Consider the following 21,032-nt stretch of genomic DNA (forward strand, 5'->3'; position numbering starts at 1 on the left):
AATTCCCCCCTATTTAATATTAATAGTATCTAGCTGCTAGGTGGTTGTATCCATTTGCTATGGTAGAAGCTATGATTATTTGAATCTCTGCATACATACTTCCATCTTCTTCAATACAACCTTTATATCCACCTATCATCATCTCTACATACTCTAAAGTACCTATTACTTTATCCATAGCTGGGAAATGTACTACTAAATTACCTTGACCACAAGACACTAATGCATCAGCTTCTTTAGTTGCATCTGCTACTGATTGACTCTTTCCATCTTTTCCAGGGAACTCATCTGTTATTAATACAACATCACAACCTACATTAGTACATTTTTTACAGTTCATCATTAAATCTGTATCTGGGTTTCCATATCCTTCTTCTGTTATGATAATTCCATCTACTCCTAAGTATTCAACTAACTTTGCAACCATATCAGAACTTCTTTCTTTATCCATTAAAAACACATTTTCATTGGTTAATACAACTCCTACAAAGTTTAAATCTTTTCCATGTCTTTTGTATAAGTCTTCTATAACTGGATTGTTTAAGTGATGAAAGGTAGTTACCTTATCACAAGGTGCAACGCAATTTCCTGATATTATAGCCCCATCCATGATTTCTGTTGGATACATAAATGTAGGAACCATTTGCTTAGCATCTACTCCATAGTAATAAGTATCATGTAAAAGCCCTTGAGATTGCAGCATGTGAACATATGCTACTGTAGGAAGATTTTCATATTCTTTTATCTGCTTTGCTAATGGTTTTGTTTCGTATGTTACTATTTCATCTGGCTCTACTTCTTTACCTGATTGACCTATATATGTAGCAACTTTAAGACCTGCTATTCTTGCAGCTGCCTCATAGTTATGAGTTTCTAAATTCTCCTTAGGCTCTACTACGATACAAATATTATTTGTATTTGAAAATGGTGTATACTTTGCAGTTGGTCCGCTCATATCAATTACACCTTCTTGAAAACCTACTATACTACCGCAAGTTACTACACAAGCTCCAATTAATGCATGAGTTCTTCCTTCTCCTACAGTTTTAACCTTACTTATAATCCCTGGAAATATTCCACTTTCAGAGTCTACTTTGACTCTTGGCTCTATAACATCTTTTACTGGAGCAATTCTAATTGACTCACCCGGTCTAGCTAACTCAACTTTAACTTCTTTTATTCGTTCATCTTCTAATACTAATCTCTCAACTTCATCTTTATTTACGTATAGAGTTGATTTTACTACCTTAGTTTCTGTTCCAAATTGTACATCATTTATAAATATTTTACCTAATTCTAACTTCATTAAAATACCCCCTTTTGTTTATATGATATATTGTTTGCTATTTTTAGGTATTAATCTTTTATCTTAAATCCTTCATAACATAGTGCATATGGCTTTGGTTTAATATATTTTCCCTTACCTTTTTCACCTACAAATTTTCCTCTTTGTGCTACAAGGCTACCACGTAAAAATACCTTATCAGCTATTCCATATCTTTCAAATCCTTCAAAAGCTGCATAGTCAGTTCCTTCATAACTATCAGCATGTGTAATAGTTCCTCTATAAGAAGGATCATATATTACAATATCTGCATCTGAACCTGGAAGTATAGCTCCTTTTTGAGGATATAGTCCTACTATTTTTGCAGGTGTAGTTGCAAATATATCTACAAATCTTTGTTTTGAAATTTTTCCTTTTTCAACTCCTTGAGTCCAAAGCATAACCATTCTATCTTGTACACTAGGACAACCATTAGGAATTTTTGCAAAATTATTAAGACCATCTTTTTTCTTTTCAAAGCCACCTTTAACAGCTGCATGGTCTGAACCTACAGCAAGCAAGTAATTATTTTTTATTGCATCCCACATAGCATCAATATGTTCATCTGTTCTAAGTGCTGGTGAACATACATATTTAGCACCCTCAAAGTTTGGTTTTTCTAAGAAGGATTGATTTAGAGTTAGATAATGAGTACAAGTTTCTCCGTATACTGGTAATCCTTTTTCATTAGCAGCTTTAATATGTTCCATAGCTCCTTTTGATGAAACATGGACTACAAATAAAGGGCATCCAGCAAGTTCTGATAGATAAATAGCCCTTTGTGTAGCTTCATCTTCAACAATAGCAGGTCTTGAATATGCGTGATAAACTGGCTCAGTTTTCCCTTGAGATAATAACTGATTTTGCAGAGTATATACCATATCTCCATTTTCAGCGTGAACCATAATAGTTATTCCATAATCCTTAGCTATTTGCATACCTTTAAATATTAAATCATCTGGTACCATAAAAGGCGTATATTTATATGCCATAAAAAATTTAAGAGTTGTAATACCAGCATCAACCATCTTTGGAATTTCATCTAGCAAACTTTCATTAGTATCCATAACCATTCCATGGAATGAGTAATCAGATGATGATTTTCCATCTGCAAATTCTTTATTTTGTATATCAATAGATTCAATTATACCCCTACCTTTAATCTGAGGAGCAAAGTCAACTATAGTAGTTGTTCCACCTACAAGTGCTGCATGAGATGTTTCAAAAGAAAGTGTAGCAAAAGAACCCATATGTACATGTTCGTCTACTCCACCTGGAATTACATATTTATCAGTAGCATCTATTACCTCATGACCATCCTCACATAAGTTTAGACCAATTTCTATAATTTTTTCTCCTTCTATAAGGATATCTGAAACAAATTCGTCATTAGCAGATAAAACTGTACCATTTTTAATAACTATACCCATATACATACCTCCCATTTAAAAATTACTTGGCTCACTTAGTAAGTTCTCATCCTGTTTCTAAAATTTGAAAAGGAGGCACTTTATATTATGTACCTCCTATGTTAGTAAATTATTTGTTATTTACTTTTAATACTATTTATTGCCATACTTTCTATCTGATTTAGTATATACACTTGAGTCTATTCCTTCTAAGTACTCAACAACCTCTTCAACAGAAACAACATCACAGAACTTAGCTTCCATATCAAATAAGTTCCACTCAATAACTCCAGGAACTCTATCACCAATTGTTCCTCTTGGAACTATTGTTTTAAATCCATATCCTGTAGAATCCATTACTGTATGTCTAACACATGCACAAGCAGTAGCTCCCATTACTATTAATGTATCTACACCTAAGTAATTAAGAGTTTGAGCTAAATGAGTTCCAAAGAAGTTAGATGCATATTTTTTATGTATAACTGGTTCTTCTGGTCTTGGCTTTAATTTAGGATCTATTTCCAGCCACTCAGAGTTAATATCAAGAGCACTCATAGGTATTTTTTCATCCCATCTTGGAAGATCCCATTGTGCATCTCCAATATATCCAGTTGTAGTATGAAATATTGGTACTCCAGCTTTTCTTCCTGCTTCTAAAACTTTAAGTGCCTCTGCACAAACTGCTTCAGATTTATCACAAGTAAATGGATGGCCTTCACTCATCCAAGCCTTAGCCATATCAACAGTTGTTATAGCTGGTGCTTTACCATAACCCATCTTTCTCATAAATCCTCTTTCTTTGTAAACTTCCCTTGCTTCATCAAATGCCTTTCTTAATAGTTCCTCATCAAATTGGTAATTATCAACAAATTTAAAATCCTTATTCTTCATAATAAAATATTCCCCCTTATTTATTTTTAAGGAATGTTTCCTTTGCCTTTATATAGCAAGGTTCATGCCAAAAATAAATAAAGTTGAAAACTAAGCTATAAAGCTATTTTTCTGTTATAAAGTAAAATTCATTTGCAATTTTGCAAATGAATTAAATTATCTTGTGTCTTATCCATTAATATTGTAGTTTTATCATAACTGCAAAAGAAAAACTTTTTTTGCAGTTTTTCAAAATAAATCATAGATTTATCCCAAATTTATATATAGGTTATGAATTTTCTTTTATATTTTTTATTTTATGTAAATTTTAATTTATACTTATTCATTTTTCTTGATAATGTAGAGTAGTGTATCCCCAAAACTGCTGAGGCTTCTTCTAAGGTGTGATATTTTGAAATTGTATCTTCTATTATTGTTTTTTCATATAGTCCCATAAGATAATTTAGTTTTTCTTTCTTTATAAGATTACTACCACTTTTATAATCGGAAATCATTATTTGCGATAAAATTTTTCCAGGTATCATTTCTACTTCTATTGTTTTTTCACTTAAAATAAATAGATATTCTACTAAATTTTCAAGTTCTCTAACATTGCCTGGATAATCATATCTTAAAAGATAATTCATGGCTTCTTTAGATATTTCTTTATTTGTCTTATACTTGTTATTAAGCTTTTTAATAAAATATTTTATAAATACTTCTATTTCTTCACTCCTTTCTCTAAGAGGAGGTATTGTAATTGGAAAAACATTAAGTCTAAAGTAAAGATCTTGTCTAAAGTTTTTATTTTCAACTTCCTGTTCCAAGTTTCTATTTGTAGATGCAATGACTCTTATATCAAGTTTAATACTATTTTTCCCACCTATTCTAGTAATTTCTTTTTCTTGAAGAGCACGAAGTAATTTTGATTGTACTAATAATTCTAACTCTCCTATCTCATCAAGAAATAAAGTCCCGCCATTTGCAAGTTCAAAAAATCCTATTTTCCCATTAGTAGAAGCTCCTGTAAAAGCTCCTTTTTCATATCCAAATAGTTCTGATTCAAATAATTCCTTTGGTATTGCTGCACAGTTTACTTTTATAAATATATTATCTTTTCTTAAACTTTGGCTATGAATATACTTACTTAATACTTCTTTTCCCGTACCTGATTCACCATATATCATAACTGTTGAATCAAAAATTGCTACTTTAGAAGCAAGATTTTCTGTATTTTTCATTGCTTTACTTGTAAATATATAATCTTCACTTTTATTTATTAAGTTTTTTAAATTTATTATCTTCTGATTTGCTTTTTTCTCTTTAGCGATATATTCCTTAATCTCTTCTTTTAACTTTGCAAGATCTTCCATATCTCTAGTATTATTTATGACACCTATTATTTTTCTGTTATTATCAAAAATAGGTTTTGCAGAGCTAATAGCTGACTTTCCAGTTATATATCTATGTGTTGTAGAAATAGACCTTCCATTTTTTAAAACTTCTAAAGATATTGCTTTATTTATAATTCCATTATTTAAAAGAGTTAAAAGATTCTTATTTATAATATCCTCTTTTTTTAAACCTGTAATATCTTCATACTGTGAATTTACATATATTATGTTTCCTTCTCCGTCTGTAATTAATATCCCATCATAAGATGAGTCAATGGCATACTTATAAAAGCTACTATTCAATATTTACTCCTCCTTTATTATTGGTAACTATTTATAAATTATCTACTTCATAATTTATTCTATTAATAAACATCTTATCCTCTAGCTATAGACGATATTATCTAAGAGTATAATAATTACGTAAATTATAAAATATAAGCCCTATGTCATTAATCACGACCTAGGGCTTATATTTTATATATTAAATTTATTCTTGGTAATATAATCCGTAAATGGTATATTTGCTACTAATTAACACTATACTTTAAGCTTATAATCTGTTAATTTATCCTATATGTCTATATATCGTTTAAAAACAATCTTTTTAGCCTGTTCATATGTAGCCCCTGTATGTTCTATCTCCTTAATAGAAATCCATATTTGATACGCTAGTGCTAAATTCTCTTCTCCATATAATTCTAACTGTTGATCTAGTATCCACTTTGCCTTTATACTCTCTATTTCATCATTTAAATAGCTATCTTCTGGATAATTTACTTTTACTTTTATATCTTCTGAACTAATACGCATAAAGTCATCCTCCCTGCGAATCCTTTTATACTACGATATTCAATATAACTGTGTGTTGTTACCTTCGTTATGTTTTTATATTAAAATAATTTATATATTTATATAAGTTAACAAAATATATTAAATCCTTATATTATAATATATATCTAGGTTAATAAATGGAGGTAATAAATGAAAATAGCTATATACTCTCGTAAATCCGTATTCACAGGGAAAGGAGAGTCAATAGAAAATCAAATCCAATTATGCAATGATTACATTAATTCTCACTACTCTGTTTCAAAGGATGATATATATGTATATCAGGATGAAGGTTATTCTGGAAGTAATACGAATAGACCTATGTTTAAAAAGTTACTATCTGATGCTAATAGTAAAAACTTTGACTGTTTAGTGTGCTATCGCTTAGATAGAATCTCAAGAAATATATCAGATTTTTCATCTTTAATAGAACATTTAAATAAATTAAACATTGACTTTGTATCTATCAAAGAACAATTCGATACATCAACTCCAATGGGAAGAGCCATGCTATATATTTCATCCGTATTTGCACAGCTAGAACGTGAAACTATCGCCGAACGCGTCAGGGATAATATGTATGAATTAGCAAAAACCGGACGATGGTTAGGTGGAAGAACCCCTTATGGATTCAAATCTTCTTGCATAACATATTTTGATGAAAATATGACACAACGTAAAATGTATAAATTAGAAACTGATAAAGAAAGTATGGAAGTTGTTAAATACATTTTCAATAAGTATATTAAACTTGGATCTCTAACTAAACTCCATAAACATTTATATGAAAATGGTATAAAAGGTCCTTACGATGGTAGCTTCTCTCCTAGCTCAGTTTCTACCTTATTAAGAAATCCTGCATATGTAAATGCAACTGAAGAAGTATTTAACTATTTGAGAAGTAAACATTTTGATGTTATAGGATCTCCTGATAATAAACATGGCCTATTAACATATGCTAAAAATAGCTCTACTCCTATTGCCGCTTTAGCTAACCATGAAGGAGTTATATGCGCAAAAGATTGGATTAAAGTTCAGAAATTATTAGATATTAATAGTAATAAAGCTCCTAGGACTGGAACTGGATCTAATACTTTACTTTCAGGCATTTTAAAATGTTCAATATGTGGATCAAGTATGAGACTATCATATAAAAGCTCAGCTAATGGAACTATCATTTATTATGTATGTGGAAAGAAAAAAACACTTGGTAAATCTGCTTGTAGCTGTAAAAATATAAGAGCTGATAAAATCGAGCCACTAGTAATTTCTCGTATAAAAAATGTAAATGTAGAATCCATGATAAAAGAATATAAAAAATCTAAATTAATTAATAAACAAAACAATAAAGATCTAGACATAAAAATAAGCTCATTAAGTTCAACTATGAAAGAAAAAGAAAAACTTGTTGATAATCTAGTTATGCAATTAGCTAAATTTAAAGATAGCTTAGCTTCCTCTTTTATAATTAAAAAAATAGAAATGCTTAATAATGAAATATTAAATTTAAAATCTGAACTTGATTCTTTAAAAAGTCATACTCAAGAAATAAACAATTCAAATTTAAACTTAGATGTTTTAATAAACAATCTAAATAGATTCAATGATGAGATTGATAATGCTAATGTAGATAAAAAAAAACAATTATTAAATTCCATACTAGAATCCGTGGATTGGTCTTCTAGTAATAATACTTTAATAATTAACTATGTTGGCTTTAATCCTCAATTAAATTCACTAAACCCTACCGATAAAATAAACTCAAAGTTGCATTTTTAAACACAAAGCAGAAGCTATTAGTATGTCTGATAAGGTAGCTGTACTCTCTAAACGACCTTCTACTGTAAAAGGTATATACACTATAAATCTTCGTGAAGATAATGATTTAACACCTCTTCAAACACGTAAGGTTCCAAAGTTCCAAGACTACTTCGATAAATTATGGAAGGAGTTTGATTCTAATGAGGTTAAGTAAAGATTCTCAAGGTTATTTAGATTATATTAAAAAGACTAAAGTCGAAAAACGAAATGTATTATTCTTTCAAATAATTTTATTGGTAGGATTTTTAGTTTTATGGGAAATTCTTGCAAATTACAATATTATAAATACATTCTTATTTAGTAAGCCAAGTGATATATATCACTTATTTATGAAATATATCCAAAATGGCCAGCTTCTAGAACATGTTTGGGTATCAGTTTATGAAACTTTACTTGGACTTGTAATTGGTACAGTTCTTGGAATATTAGTAGCAATTGCTCTATGGTGGTCTAAAAAATTATCAAAGATATTAGATCCTTTTTTAGTTGTATTAAATGCTCTTCCTAAAACTGCCCTAGCTCCTATTATTATAGTTTGGGCTGGAGCTGGAATTTCAGGCATTGTTGTGACTGCAGTTACTATTTCAGTAGTTGTTACAATTCTATCAGCTTATCAATACTTTATAAGCGTTGATGAAGAAAAAGTTAAAATGCTTAAAAGCTTTGGAGCAAAAAAACATCAAGTATTGTTTAAATTAATACTTCCTGCAAATATAGGAAACCTTATAAACCTTACTAAGATAAATATTGGTATGGCATGGGTTGGTGTTATAGTAGGGGAATTCTTAGTTTCTAGAAGTGGTATTGGATATCTAATAGTTTATGGTAGCCAAGTATTTAAATTAGATCTAGTTATGATGGGTGTCTTTGTCTTAGCATTTTGTGCTTGGGTTATGTATGAAATTTTAAATATTGTTGAAAAAATATATAATTCAAGAAGATAATATTTTTTAAATTTAAGGAGATTAATTATATATAATAAAAAATTTATAAATTATGTTGTGCATCTTATTAAAAGTAACAATTAAACTGTAAAACTAATAATATGTAATATCGTTAGTATTTTTTAATACTACAGACTTTTTATATAAGGGGGATTAATATGTTTAAAAAGTTTATTACGCTTACTAGCTCCTTAGCATTAAGCGCCCTTTGCCTTACAGGATGCACAAATAACACTACTAAAGCTCCAGAAGAGAAAAAATTAGATAAAGTTACTATTGCAGAGGTTACTCATTCAGTATTTTATGCTCCACAATATGCAGCTATAACAAAAGGATTTTTTGAGGATGAAGGTATTGATATTGATATCATAAATACTCAAGGTGCTGACAAAACTATGGCTGCTTTAATATCAGGAGAAGCTCAAATCGGTCTTATGGGCCCTGAAGCATCAATTTATGTCTATAATCAAGGAAGTAAGGATTATGCAGTAAACTTTGCTCAACTTACTAAAAGAGATGGAAGCTTCTTAATGGCTAGAGAAGAAATGCCTAACTTCAAATATGAAGACTTAAAAGGTAAAGAGGTTCTTGGAGGAAGAAAAGGTGGAGTTCCTCTAATGACTTTTGAATATGTATTAAAGAAAAATGGACTTACAATAGGTGAAAACACAGCTAAAGGTGAAACTAACGTTAGAACTGATGTACAATTCGGTGTTTGTTTATACCTTTATATTTAATATACTAATATATACAACCTAAATTTTTTATTTACTTAATTGTTCTTTATCCCACAATAACGCTTGATTTTCTGAGGCATTATTAAAATAATATGATTGTAAATACTTGCTTGCATCCATTCCTTTACTTGTCCCTAGAAAACCTAATAAATATGATAATGACATACTGTAATAATTTAATATATTTAGCTTCGATATCCTAAGTTTTTATAATAAAAATAAAAGTAGTAAGCTAATTAAGCCTACTACTTTTTTAGGTTTATTTTACACATACATTGCAAGGGTCTGATTTCCCTTTATTTTTTGCTTCTTTTAAAGTCATGCTTAGTATAGTTGTACTTCTTTTTAATGTAGTGCAATTTTTAGTAGAATGATATGATTTTCCAGAAGGAGTTACATATACTGTTGTGTTTTCAGTTATACCACTTCCACTGTTATTATTTCCATTATCTCCCTCAACTGATCCAGTTTGAGGGTTTCCATTTGCTTTTATATTATATGTATATCCATCGCTACTTAAAACAATATTCCCATTCTTATCTGTTCTCCACACCTTTGAACCTACTCCAACTAATCTATTTAAAACTTCTGAAGTTGGATGTCCATAATTATTGTCTTTTCCAACACTTATTACAGAATTTTCTGGCTTAACTTTATTTAAGAATGTTTGAGTTGATGAACTATTAGATCCATGATGACCTACTTTTAAAACATCAATATATCCTACTAAATTTTGATTTACCATATCTTGTTCTGTTATAGCTTCTGCATCTCCAGTTAATAATACTTCAGTATCGTTATAATCTAATAATGCTACAACACTATCTTCATTACTCCCTTTATAATCAACGTTTGGATGAACAAATTTTAATACCGCTCCACCTAAGTTAAGCGTAGTTCCACTTTTAGCATCTATTATACTGCATCCTTCATTTTTAGCTAAATTAAGTACATTATTCCATGTTTGCGTGTTATGTGGTGCATCTTGAGGATAGTAGAAATTCTTAATTTTTAAATCCTTAAATGCTTGTTGCATTCCCCCTATATGATCACTATCGGGGTGAGTAGCTATTAAATACTCTATATCTATATCCTTTTCTAAATTCTTTAAATAGTTTACTACTATGTTACCATATTTACTTTCGCCAGCATCTATTAATATATCAGTCCCATCTGCTAGCTCTATGTATGTTGCATCCCCTTGACCTACATCTATGAAATGAATTTCCATATTTTGAGTTATATAAACTCCTTTACTTGCTTGGATAGATTGGTCTACTACCTTTGTATCTATTCCGCCTAATGCAGTAAGCTTCGTTGCTCCGTTAAGTATAGTTTTATCACTGTAGTTTTTAACTAGAACTACTGGAGAATTTTTAGCTAAAGGAGATGCAGTAAGAGCATCAACTAATAAATCTCCTTTTGATAAATAAAATTCTTTAGTTCCTTTATAGAATTTCTCTACTACCTTCTTGTTAGTATCATATCTATCTTTTCCACCAAGTCTAGTTGAATTACTTTTCTTAACTAATTCATCACTCATTACTGAACTTGATCCTATTACATAACTTTCTACTTTACTAGCATCAAATGGTAAGCTTTGTCCATTTGTTAGTATTATCGGCGCTCCATCTCTAGCTGCTACTGAAGAAGCACTCATTGCATCCGCTTCCCCTCTAGTTCCATTAGTTAATATTATTTTATCAACTTTTTTTATTTTACTTATTTCTTTAGCTACTTTATAACTAGTTTCTATTCTGTTATTTCCTTGTATTCTCTCTATTTCTTTTATACCTTTAGACTTTAGTTGATTTTCTACCTTTGAACTAATTGCGTTAGGGCCACCTATAACATAAACCTTCTCTACATTTTTAAGTCTAGATAGTGTTTCATTTGGTACTGTATCTTTCTTAGTTAAAAGTATTGGTGAATTTACCGCTCCAGATAATCCACTAGCACTTAATCCATCCGCTAGGCTTTTATCTGAATTTACTAATATAGCAGTTGTATACTTTTGATTATCTGCTATCTTTGCAGCTGTTTCGTATCTGTTTCCCCCTTTTATTTCAGATACATTTGATACCGCAGCATTAATACTAGTGGCATACCCTAATACTAATGATAACGTTAACCCTAATGATAATAATTTCTTAGATATTTTCATTTATTCCCTCCTAATATTTTAAGCATCAAAGTACAGTATATAATATTTTTAATGTCTAATTTTGTAAATTTTTGTATTATACTTTATTTTTTGTTTATTTTTATATAAAGTCTTAATTTACTTGGAGTTCCTATTTTTTACAAACAAAAAGGTACGGGATTAGGAAACCGTACCTTTTTATATAAAACTATACCAATAAACTATAAAACTATTGTCAATATCTTAATTATTTTATCATATATTTTATAATTTACCTATATTTTTCAAAACCTTTATAATAGTAACAAATCTATTACTTCCTATTATAGATGTATATCTCTCGCCTGTTTTCATTTTATCTAATAATTCTTTTGCTGGTCCACCTATAACAAATAAATTAAATCCTTCTCCTGCCACATGATCTTTCGCATGCTTAACTATACAGTCAGTTTTACCCCAACCTAAAACTTCTGCTGCAACTTTATCTATATCGTTACCATATAAAATACAATTCTTATATTTTTTAGCTTGCGTCATTGACTTTAACTCCTTTTCTACTCTAGATTTAAAATTATCAAAATTAGTAGTTGATGGACAATTCTTTCCACTCCAATTTCTATGACTTCTTAATTTGTCTATCCCTAATCCGAATTCTTTTAATAATTGAGCACATACTTTAACTGCATTATCTTCACATTTTTTGAATGTAATATTGTTAGCACCTAATTTATTTTTGCATATTTCAACATGTATTGATTTTCTATTACCTGTACCATTCTTGCCATCACCTGCCGCCCAAGCATTTCTATTAAATGGTATCCCTTGTATGGCTTCTCTATCATCTACAGCAACATGAAAACTAATTTGTTTGTTATTTCTAATCATATAGCCAACTTCATCTTTAGCTGATGCTGTATTATCTGTATTATGTACGGTTATATACTCAGGCTTTAATGAGTAAGGGCATTTTATATTATACTTACTTTTGCTAACTAAATTTTGGTTTATTATCATAATTAATTACCATCCTTTTCTAACTTAATTTTTATTTCATTTACATCTTCTTTTATTTCATTTACTATTGAAATCTTATTTGCTAGGCTATTTATAGTCTTTTGATATTCTTTCTCTCTTTCTTTACTATCTTTTTTGCTATCGAAAAGTAGCCAAACAAAAAGTACCGCAAATATTCCTTGCGATACTAAATAATCAAAACTTAAATTTTCCATTTTTTATTCCTTTCTAAAATTTATTTGATTTTGGTTTGGAAAAATATAATACTTCCTCCTTTCATATGATATTATTGAATTGTGTCTAAGTAGTTTAATTATAGATAGAAGCACTAAAAAAGAGACCGTTAAAAACCTTTCCAAAAATTTTTACGGTCTCTTTTTGTGTTAATGAAAAATTTAAAACCAGCGAGTTTGTTTTATTTCTCTAGTTCGAACTAAAGCATCGATGCTCTCATCTACTAAATTAAATGCATTCTTTAACTTATTTACAGGTACATCTTCCCACTTATCAGCATCAAGTAATATAAGAACTCTCTCTTTGACTAAATAAAAATCTTCATTAGCTTTTTTGATTCCTAATCTTTGTTTTATGTATTTTCCTATTCTAGCCTTATCTATTGCTAAAGGTCTTATATAATTAGAATATTGATTAGAAATTCTATCTATTTCGTTGTCTACTTTACTAGATACAACGCTTATTATATCCTCTGGATTAATAGACTTTGTTCCATGTACTATTGACTCAAGTTCTTTGAATCGTTGCATATATTTATGAGTAAAAATATTACCTTTTGTACCAGTAGTTTTATGAGCTATGAATTCACAACCTTGCTTTGTTACTAAATAACATTTTCGTTCTTCACCTTTTCCATCTTTGTATGTACTTTCAATCCAGTAATTAACCACCCCAATTTTGGTTTGGTTAAAATCTTTAGTTATCTTATCTATTTTTCTTAATAATCTATCATGTCTCATTTCTACCATATCAGCAACTTCTCTACTATCTACTCTTAATATTTCTACATTTTCACTTGATATTTTATTTATATTATTCATTATTTTTTCCCCTATAGTTATATTGTTGTATTAAAAAAGGCTAGAAAGTTAATTCTAGCCAATAAAAAAAGAACTATGCTATGTAGTCCTCGTTAGTTATTTCTTTATATTCTTCAGTTGTTATCATCTTTGCTAAAACAAATACTTTTACATCCTCATTATTATACAAACTTTCCTTATACCAAGCTTTAATCGTATCCTTCCACATAATTACATACCACCTTTCATTTTATCTACTTCTAAAGTTATGTTAGCTAGATTTTTATTTAAAGTATTTATTTGTATTTCATTTTTAGCTTTATCAAGTAATAGTTTAGAATTTTGCTCGTTTAAAATGGATATTTTATCTTCTAATATTTCTGTTTGACTTTTTGGAATATCTTCATATATAGGTTCTTTTGTTTCAACATTCACAGAAACAACATATTTTCCGTCAGGTACTTTAATTTCTAAATATGGCAACCCATTTGGAATTCTATAATTACCTGATATATTAAGAATTACTTCACCATCATGATCATAAACTATTAATGTTTTATTCATTTACATTCTCCATTCTATATTTTTTATTCGTAAGCGTCCCAAGTCCAAACAAGGCCAGTAGAACTAGATGCGATAGGTAATAGGACATCATTACCTATCATTTGAGATGCAAACGTACCCGTTGCATTTGAACCGTCATGTCTTTGAGTATAAGAAGACCTATACATTCCATCACCTTTTTTGTAGACAGAAACATAAAAAATGCTACCTGAAGAATTAGAGGCTCTAGCAAAAATTAGTCTTGGTTTGAAATTTAAACCACTTATACGGATATAATTAATACCTGTAACTTTATTACCAAATCCATTAAAGAAATCTCCTCTTTCATTGTTGTAAATAATAGTACCACTAGCCAATTTTTTTCCTAGTTCAATATTACCTACTTTATTAATCAAAGATGGGATTTTATCAGAATCTAATATTTCCATACCTTTTGATATTAAATTATTTTTTAAATTAGTATGACAAGTTACTAAATCATTTTTTATATTAGTAGTTTCATCAACTAAATTTTTAAGAGTAGACATTAAAGCACCTCTCTTATTGTATTAATGTTATTTTTTAATATAGTTTTATTAGTTCCTAATTCTGTTTGTAAATTTTGTATATCATCTTGTACGCCTTGAATACTTGTTTCAGTTGCTGAAATGGATTCTTCTACCGTTTTTTTATTAGGTCTTAATACCTTAGTTGAAGTAAGTTCCATATTATTTACTATCTCTTCAAGTGCATTTATTTTATTTAATAAATTCCCAGCTATATCACCATCGAGTGAACCTTTAACACTATCAAACCATGTATTAAATTCATTTGTATATTCAGTTTTAGTATCGCCTAGCCAAATACTGAAATGTTCTTTAGCTTCTTGTATCCAAGTAGTCATATCTAAACTTTTTTCTTCTATATGAGCTTGTAACTGATTATATAAAGTAGTTGTATCTATTTCATTTATGGTTTGTGTTACTATTCCACATAAGTCAGAGTTAAGCCTTGTATCAGTTATTTTACTTTGTTGTATAGAAATTACTCCTGCGTCTATTTGTATCTCGGCTATACCTAGTTCATAGGCATTTGCTCCTCTCTCCAATGTAGGAGCTACTGGGTTTTGTGAGAAAGTACCTTTCTTCACATAAGTTCTAATCTCTCTGTTTACATAATTACATTTTACTACCACTCTATCTATTCTTTTTAATGCGCTATCTGAAGCATCAACTGTTAGGGTTAAAATGTCGGTATTACCATACATATAACCCTTTATCCATGCATATCCAGGATTTAGTGTTAATGTCATATCATTATTAGCTGTTACTTGCAAACCTGTAGAAGGATTAGGAAATACTCCATCTCCTATAAATCTAGAAAAATATTCAGCAAAGTCACTAGCTTTGTATCTTCTATCTCCATTCAGGGATGTAAAGAATGAACTCTTTTCTGCCATAATTATATCCTCCTTTTCAATTTATCTAATAAACTTGGAATGTTATTTCCTATATTTATTTCTATTGTTAAACCATCTTGATCATAGGTTTCTTCTATACTAGTAATTCTTTCATGTAGTATCAGATTCCATTTTTTATTTACTATACTAACTTTATCACCTAGATCAAAATCTTTTCTATACTCTAAGCTACCTGAGTTTAATAAGGTGCAGTTAAAAGTTTCTATCTTTTGATGTTCATTTAGTTTCTCCTTACCTCTAGTTCTTAGAAGTTCATCATATTCTTCTTTAGGGATAGGTATATCCTCAGAACTTCCGTCATTATTTTTAGTATCAGATATATCCCTCGCATCTACAAATAGCTCACATCTATTCCAGCCAGAAATTTCATCTCCTATCCATAAAGTTTTTCTAGATTCATTCTCTCCAGCTCCAGCTACTAGAGCAGTACTTTTATAGTCTCCATCATTATCTATATACCTTAAATTAGATACATTTTCAAATTCAGCACTAAATATAGCATGAGAATTAATATTTTGATTCACTGTTCTGTCTAATCCTTGGTAGACCTCAAAAGAGAAGTTTCTAGGACCTATATTAAAATTAGTTCTATATCCTAACTCTGACATAGATGCTATAGTCTCTAGTTCTTCATCTAATGACTTATAATGACTCGGATATTTAATTATATTACCTAACCCTTTAGAATCCTCTAAAGACAGCCTAGGAACTTTTCTATTAATATTAGTAGGATTGATACAATGGTCATTAACATAGGCTCTCATAACATCTTCAGATGTACCTTCTTTAATCTCATTTACTAACGTTATCTTCTTACTATATAAATGAGAAGGACTAAAACCAGATACCACTAATATCTCTATACCTTCATCATTTTCTTCTAATTGTCTATGATATATTTCCATGCATTCTTTAGGATTATCCTTCTTAATTAGGAAGTTACCTTTTTTTAAAAGTCCGAATTGAAGAAACTCTGGAATTACCTCTAAAGTGAAATTTGATATTTGATAAAGCTCTCGATTCCACATAAGACATTGATAATTATCTATTATTCCTATTATCTCTAATCTAGGGTTTAATACTAATAATTCCATATTACACCCCCAAATAATAGTTAGAGTAATAAATATATACCTCTAACTGTTCTATTAACTCTTCAGCATCATATCTTATGGTATTATCTCCCACATCTAACCATATGAAAGAACTCTGGTAATCCCAGTGATTATATATATTTGTCGTAATTCCATTTAGATAACTATCCACTCTCTTATTCCCCTTGTGGGTAGTTACAGTTATCTCTTCTCCAGCTTGCATAGTTTTATTTATCTTAATAAACTCTTTTGTATAAACATTATATATGCTTGGATTTTTAACAGCTGATTTTGCCTTGAATACAACTTTTATAGGTGTTTCTACATCTCCTGCATTATAGATATTAGTTACAATCGAATTATTCTTAATAGATAATTCTCTTCCTTGTTCTTCTATCTCTAAGTCAAAGAAAAAATTACCTACATCATTTCCGAAATCTACTCTTATCTCATTCTTATCTTCAAAGAAAGGCAATGGCATGGCTAACTGTATCTGAAAGGGTACTAATAGATTATCAGTCTTATAATCATCATTAAACACGGGTGCTTGTATTACTCTTAGGTTAGATGCTCCTCTCTCTGTAGTTTCCTTGTATATTTTCATCTTCCCTTTAACTTTTGGATTAAACACTTGATATAGTTTCCTCTTTAGGTTATCTCTTTGAAGTTCTGAGTCTACTAGAATGTAACAGTTAAGAGTTAAAATTCTATCTTTAAGCGTAACACCTTTAAAATTTGAGCCATCTTGATAAGCACTCTTTGAGCTTATAACATCTGATTCTAAACCATGAAAACCTTCAGGCTCAAAAAGAAAAAGAGGTCCTTCATGATTTAGCGTTATGAATTGACCTCTTTCATTTATATATTCAATTTTATCAATCATGTAAGATACCTCCTTATCTAAACTTTAAAGCAAGTCTCCTCATTTGTATTTCATCCTGTCTTTTTAAATCTCTTATTGATGAAGGCTTGGGTGAATTGTAAGTATTATAGAAGTTAATATTCCTACTCTCTTTTGATTCTTTGCCTTTAATCTTCATAGATTCCTCAAAATCCTTAATAGTAGATTTTAATGAATCTTTTAAGGTACTGCTAGCCATTCTATCAGATAATGTCGCAGATTGAAGACTAGGTTGTGCAGATAAACTTGCAACTGATCTGCTTAAAGAATTAGCCATACTACTAGAAGAAGGAAGAGCAATAAAAGATACACTTCTTCTTGTTCTTGAAGGTGCTAGAGTAGGTTCTGGAGAAAATGACCTTGATGCTGAAGGCTTAGGAACATTAGCTGCAGCTGAAGCCATAGCAGATTTCTTAGAATTAAATCCATCTATCCATGCTTGACCTGCCGCTTGACCTGCTGACTTGAATGAACTTGCTGCACTCTTAGCTGAATCAGCAGCTGATGTAATGCTATTTTCAACTATACCTGGTATTTTCCCAAATGAAATTCTTATTCCATTATAGGCATCTGAACCAGCTTGTTTAGCAATTTGAGCTAATTTAGTAAATGAAGTTTTAGCTCCATTATACATGTTAGTAGCCTCTTGCTTAACACTCTTAGTACCTTTCTTAAAGTCTTCATCTATATCTTTAGCTACCTTAGCTGTATCCTTTTTAGTTTCTGATGACATTTTACTAGTAGCTTCTTTTACTCCTTTAGCCCCCTGATTCATATTCTTCTTTGCACTATCACCAGCTTTTTTTAGATCATCTTCCGTATTCTTAGCTAAGTCTTGAGTATTCTTTTTAGCTCCGTCAGTTCCGTCTTTAGTTCCATCCTTTACATTCTTTGCATACTCTTTTACATTTTTAGTACCTTTATCTTTGGCACCCTTAGTTCCATCATCTACTGCCTTCTCTAATTCTTTAGAGTTCTTATCCGCATCATCGACCATAGCCTTCATGTGTTGCGATGACTCTGTTCTTAACTGAGATATTAATTGAGCTCCATCTATACCCATACTATTTAGATTAGCTATTATAGCTTCTTTCATCTGAGTAGTATTCATAGAACCATCTGAGGCTATACCACTTAATATCTGATTCCATGTGCCACCCATATTAGACAACTGACTCACAGTTTCAGCATCCATTTGATATATGATGTTAGCCACATTTGAGGCCATTCCCTCTACGCCTTGACTACCAACAGTCTTAAACTCATTAAATACATTAGTGGCATTCTGTTTAAATGCTTCAGATTCTATAAGCATATTAGCTGTGATAGTTTTCATAGCTTTATCTATATCACCTTGTAAAGTTTCCATATCATACTTACCTGATACTGCCATACTTTCTAGGTTAGCAGTAAACTTCTTAGTAGCTGCTTCTGGATTCATTCCTTCTTTTATACCCTCGAATAGTACAGCCATACTATCAGAAGTACCCCTAAGAATAGTTAGGGATTCTTGATCTAGTTTATCCAATCCATCTGTAAAGGATTTAGCTATCTCACCTGCATTATCTTTAGTTAATGAAGGTAATTCCTTCATAGCTTTATCAAAGACATCAGTGACATTTTTTAATTCAGATTCGGTTCTAGTCTTTATTAACCTTACACCTTCTGTTGTTTCTCCAGCAATATCACTCATAGCTTCTGCAGTATTATTTTCTACCTTCGCCCAACCTTCTCTCGCTATATCATCCAGTTTCCAAAACTGCCCTTTAAATATAGCTTGTATAGCCTTAGCTGCAGTCTGAATAATTATAATCATATTACCAAAAGTTAATTGGACTATGCCGTTTATAATCTCACAAGTTCCTCCTATTACATAACCTAGTAATCCAAACTTATCCTGTAAGAATGCTATAGCCGTTGAGCTACTACCTACCCAAGATGCTAATCCTACTAGAGCTGCTATTACGGCCCCTATAGCAATGGGTACTGCAAGTGTAGCTCCTTGAAAAGCTACTACTGCTGTCTTAGCTAATTTAAATCCTGCAACCATATTAGGGAGTACTGTAAGTAATGTACCTGCTATAAAAATTAAAGGACCTATAGCGGCAACTAGTACTCCTACTGCCACAATAAGGTCTTGAGTTCCGCTGTCTAAATTATTAAACCAAGTTAAACAGTTTGTAGCCCATTCTACTATACCTTGAAACATAGGTATTAATCTTTCACCTATAACAATGCAAGCACCTTCAAATGCTGATTTTAAGTTATCTATAGCACCTTTTAAATTATCTTGCATAGTTTCAGCCATAGTTTTAGCTGTACCTTCTGAGTTACTAATTGCTCCAGATAATTTTTCAAAATCACCTTCACTCGCATTTATAATAGCTGCCCAACCAGACATCGCTTCTTTACCAAATATCGTAGCTAATGCATTAGCTTGGGTAGTTTCATTTAATCCACCTAATTTATCTCTCAAATGGTTCATTGTTCCCATTAAGTCAACAGAGCCATCTGCATTTTTTTGGATTTCTATATTATATTTATCCATTACTTTTTGCATTTGCTTAGTCGGTTTTACAAGGTTAGTTAAACCGCCTCTTAAAGCTGTACCTGCAGAACTTCCTTTTATACCCGCATTTCCCATAAGTCCAATGGCCAACGATAAATCTTGCATATTAATTCCTAATGCTCCTGCAACTGGACCAACATATTTTAATGTTTCTCCCATTAGTTCTATACTTGTATTTGAATTAGAGCATGTAGCAGCCATTACATCAACAAACATACCTGTATCTTTTGCAGTAAGACCAAGCCCTGTTAAACCGTCAGTTACTATATCACTTGTTAATGCCAAATCAGTACCACCAGCTGCCGCTAAGTCAAGTACTCCAGGTAATCCTGACATCATATCTTCAGTTTTCCAACCGGCCATACCCATATACGAAAGTGCGTCTGCTGCGTCTCTAGCACTAAATTTAGTGCTCGCTCCTAAATCTTTAGCCATATTCTCTAACTTTTTCATGTCTTCGCCAGTAGCTCCACTTATCGCTTGTACTTTACTCATTCCACTTTCAAAATCAGCTGCTGTCTTTATGGATAAGGCTCCTACACCTACTAAAGGAGCAGTTACGAATTTAGTCATACCTGCACCAACATTCTTCATTACTCCGCCTAAAGCTTCCATTTTTTGCCCGCTAGTTGATGTATTATTACTAAATACCTCTAATTGCTTCATTGCACCTTTGATACCTGACTCAAATTTCTTAGTATCTAAATCTAAGTACCCTACAGCTGTTCCAACATTTAGAGACACTCCATCACCTCCCTATAACTTTAGTACTTCACTCTGGAAGGTCTTTCTTTTACCTGTAGCCATATTGACTTTATCTTCAGCAAATCTAAGAGTAGTTTTTTCATCTTGCCAAGCTAAATCAATATGTAGGCATGCTTCGTTAAAACAAAAGGCTTGATATGTATTAGTTATCCCCAT

General features: G+C 30.7%; 22 protein-coding genes. 4 read left to right on the forward strand and 18 right to left on the reverse strand.

The window, feature by feature from the left end:
* Positions 1-19 precede the first annotated feature (19 nt).
* From grdG to JNUCC81_RS11240, 5 genes are all read right to left on the reverse strand, one after another.
* Positions 20-1,306: a sarcosine reductase complex component B subunit alpha gene (gene grdG / locus JNUCC81_RS11220; RefSeq protein ID WP_208333528.1), complete on the reverse strand. Its 1,287-nt coding sequence runs from the start codon at positions 1,304-1,306 to the stop codon at positions 20-22.
* Between the two features lie 50 nt (positions 1,307-1,356).
* Entirely contained in the window at positions 1,357-2,754 is a 1,398-nt protein-coding gene (gene hydA / locus JNUCC81_RS11225; RefSeq protein ID WP_454093544.1) for a dihydropyrimidinase, read from the reverse strand.
* A gap of 132 nt (positions 2,755-2,886) precedes the next feature.
* Positions 2,887-3,624, reverse strand: coding sequence for an isochorismatase family protein (locus tag JNUCC81_RS11230; RefSeq protein WP_454093545.1), 738 nt, complete (start codon positions 3,622-3,624; stop codon positions 2,887-2,889).
* Positions 3,625-3,920: 296 nt separating this feature from the next.
* Positions 3,921-5,300 (reverse strand): sigma-54 interaction domain-containing protein, encoded by a 1,380-nt coding sequence (locus tag JNUCC81_RS11235; protein WP_454093546.1) that lies wholly within the window; start codon positions 5,298-5,300, stop codon positions 3,921-3,923.
* A 270-nt stretch (positions 5,301-5,570) separates the two neighbouring features.
* Positions 5,571-5,810 (reverse strand): hypothetical protein, encoded by a 240-nt coding sequence (locus tag JNUCC81_RS11240; RefSeq protein WP_454093547.1) that lies wholly within the window; start codon positions 5,808-5,810, stop codon positions 5,571-5,573.
* Positions 5,811-5,981: 171 nt separating this feature from the next.
* On the opposite strand from JNUCC81_RS11240, the gene JNUCC81_RS11245 reads away from it, so the two are divergent.
* From JNUCC81_RS11245 to JNUCC81_RS11260, 4 genes are all read left to right on the forward strand, one after another.
* A complete protein-coding gene (locus tag JNUCC81_RS11245; RefSeq protein WP_454093548.1) occupies positions 5,982-7,610 on the forward strand; it encodes a recombinase family protein in 1,629 nt (542 codons plus the stop codon).
* Between the two features lie 22 nt (positions 7,611-7,632).
* The gene (locus tag JNUCC81_RS11250; protein WP_454093549.1) at positions 7,633-7,806 is read left to right on the forward strand and encodes a hypothetical protein; all 174 of its coding nucleotides are present in this window, start codon (positions 7,633-7,635) and stop codon (positions 7,804-7,806) included.
* Positions 7,793-8,596, forward strand: a complete 804-nt coding sequence (locus JNUCC81_RS11255; protein WP_454093550.1) for an ABC transporter permease — start codon at positions 7,793-7,795, stop codon at positions 8,594-8,596. The genes JNUCC81_RS11250 and JNUCC81_RS11255 overlap by 14 nt, the downstream gene beginning before the upstream one ends.
* 158 nt (positions 8,597-8,754) lie before the next feature.
* Positions 8,755-9,333 (forward strand): ABC transporter substrate-binding protein, encoded by a 579-nt coding sequence (locus JNUCC81_RS11260; protein ID WP_454093551.1) that lies wholly within the window; start codon positions 8,755-8,757, stop codon positions 9,331-9,333.
* Positions 9,334-9,360: 27 nt separating this feature from the next.
* Here the strand turns inward: JNUCC81_RS11260 and JNUCC81_RS11265 are convergent, their stop codons facing one another.
* The 13 genes from JNUCC81_RS11265 to JNUCC81_RS11325 form a co-directional block, all read right to left on the reverse strand.
* On the reverse strand, positions 9,361-9,498 hold the full coding sequence (locus JNUCC81_RS11265; protein WP_454093552.1) for a hypothetical protein: 138 nt from the start codon (positions 9,496-9,498) through the stop codon (positions 9,361-9,363).
* A 94-nt stretch (positions 9,499-9,592) separates the two neighbouring features.
* Positions 9,593-11,497, reverse strand: a complete 1,905-nt coding sequence (locus JNUCC81_RS11270; RefSeq protein WP_454093553.1) for a cell wall-binding repeat-containing protein — start codon at positions 11,495-11,497, stop codon at positions 9,593-9,595.
* A 243-nt stretch (positions 11,498-11,740) separates the two neighbouring features.
* Entirely contained in the window at positions 11,741-12,490 is a 750-nt protein-coding gene (locus JNUCC81_RS11275) for a peptidoglycan recognition protein family protein (RefSeq protein WP_454093554.1), read from the reverse strand.
* Between the two features lie 2 nt (positions 12,491-12,492).
* Complete coding sequence (locus JNUCC81_RS11280) at positions 12,493-12,705, reverse strand: BhlA/UviB family holin-like peptide (RefSeq protein WP_454093555.1); 213 nt, start codon at positions 12,703-12,705, stop codon at positions 12,493-12,495.
* 180 nt (positions 12,706-12,885) lie between these two features.
* Positions 12,886-13,545: a Rha family transcriptional regulator gene (locus JNUCC81_RS11285; RefSeq protein ID WP_454093556.1), complete on the reverse strand. Its 660-nt coding sequence runs from the start codon at positions 13,543-13,545 to the stop codon at positions 12,886-12,888.
* A 73-nt stretch (positions 13,546-13,618) separates the two neighbouring features.
* Entirely contained in the window at positions 13,619-13,753 is a 135-nt protein-coding gene (locus tag JNUCC81_RS11290) for an XkdX family protein (protein WP_454093557.1), read from the reverse strand.
* Between the two features lie 2 nt (positions 13,754-13,755).
* Positions 13,756-14,088 (reverse strand): hypothetical protein, encoded by a 333-nt coding sequence (locus JNUCC81_RS11295; protein WP_454093558.1) that lies wholly within the window; start codon positions 14,086-14,088, stop codon positions 13,756-13,758.
* 23 nt (positions 14,089-14,111) lie between these two features.
* Positions 14,112-14,615: a hypothetical protein gene (locus JNUCC81_RS11300; RefSeq protein ID WP_454093559.1), complete on the reverse strand. Its 504-nt coding sequence runs from the start codon at positions 14,613-14,615 to the stop codon at positions 14,112-14,114.
* The gene (locus JNUCC81_RS11305) at positions 14,615-15,526 is read right to left on the reverse strand and encodes a hypothetical protein (RefSeq protein WP_454093560.1); all 912 of its coding nucleotides are present in this window, start codon (positions 15,524-15,526) and stop codon (positions 14,615-14,617) included. The genes JNUCC81_RS11300 and JNUCC81_RS11305 overlap by 1 nt, the downstream gene beginning before the upstream one ends.
* A 2-nt stretch (positions 15,527-15,528) precedes the next feature.
* Positions 15,529-16,641: a siphovirus ReqiPepy6 Gp37-like family protein gene (locus tag JNUCC81_RS11310; RefSeq protein ID WP_454093561.1), complete on the reverse strand. Its 1,113-nt coding sequence runs from the start codon at positions 16,639-16,641 to the stop codon at positions 15,529-15,531.
* Position 16,642: 1 nt separating this feature from the next.
* Positions 16,643-17,524: a phage tail family protein gene (locus JNUCC81_RS11315; RefSeq protein WP_454093562.1), complete on the reverse strand. Its 882-nt coding sequence runs from the start codon at positions 17,522-17,524 to the stop codon at positions 16,643-16,645.
* 13 nt (positions 17,525-17,537) lie between these two features.
* The gene (locus JNUCC81_RS11320) at positions 17,538-20,855 is read right to left on the reverse strand and encodes a phage tail tape measure protein (protein WP_454093563.1); all 3,318 of its coding nucleotides are present in this window, start codon (positions 20,853-20,855) and stop codon (positions 17,538-17,540) included.
* A 12-nt stretch (positions 20,856-20,867) separates the two neighbouring features.
* Complete coding sequence (locus JNUCC81_RS11325; protein WP_454093564.1) at positions 20,868-21,032, reverse strand: hypothetical protein; 165 nt, start codon at positions 21,030-21,032, stop codon at positions 20,868-20,870.

This window comes from Faecalimicrobium sp. JNUCC 81 (assembly GCF_053667625.1).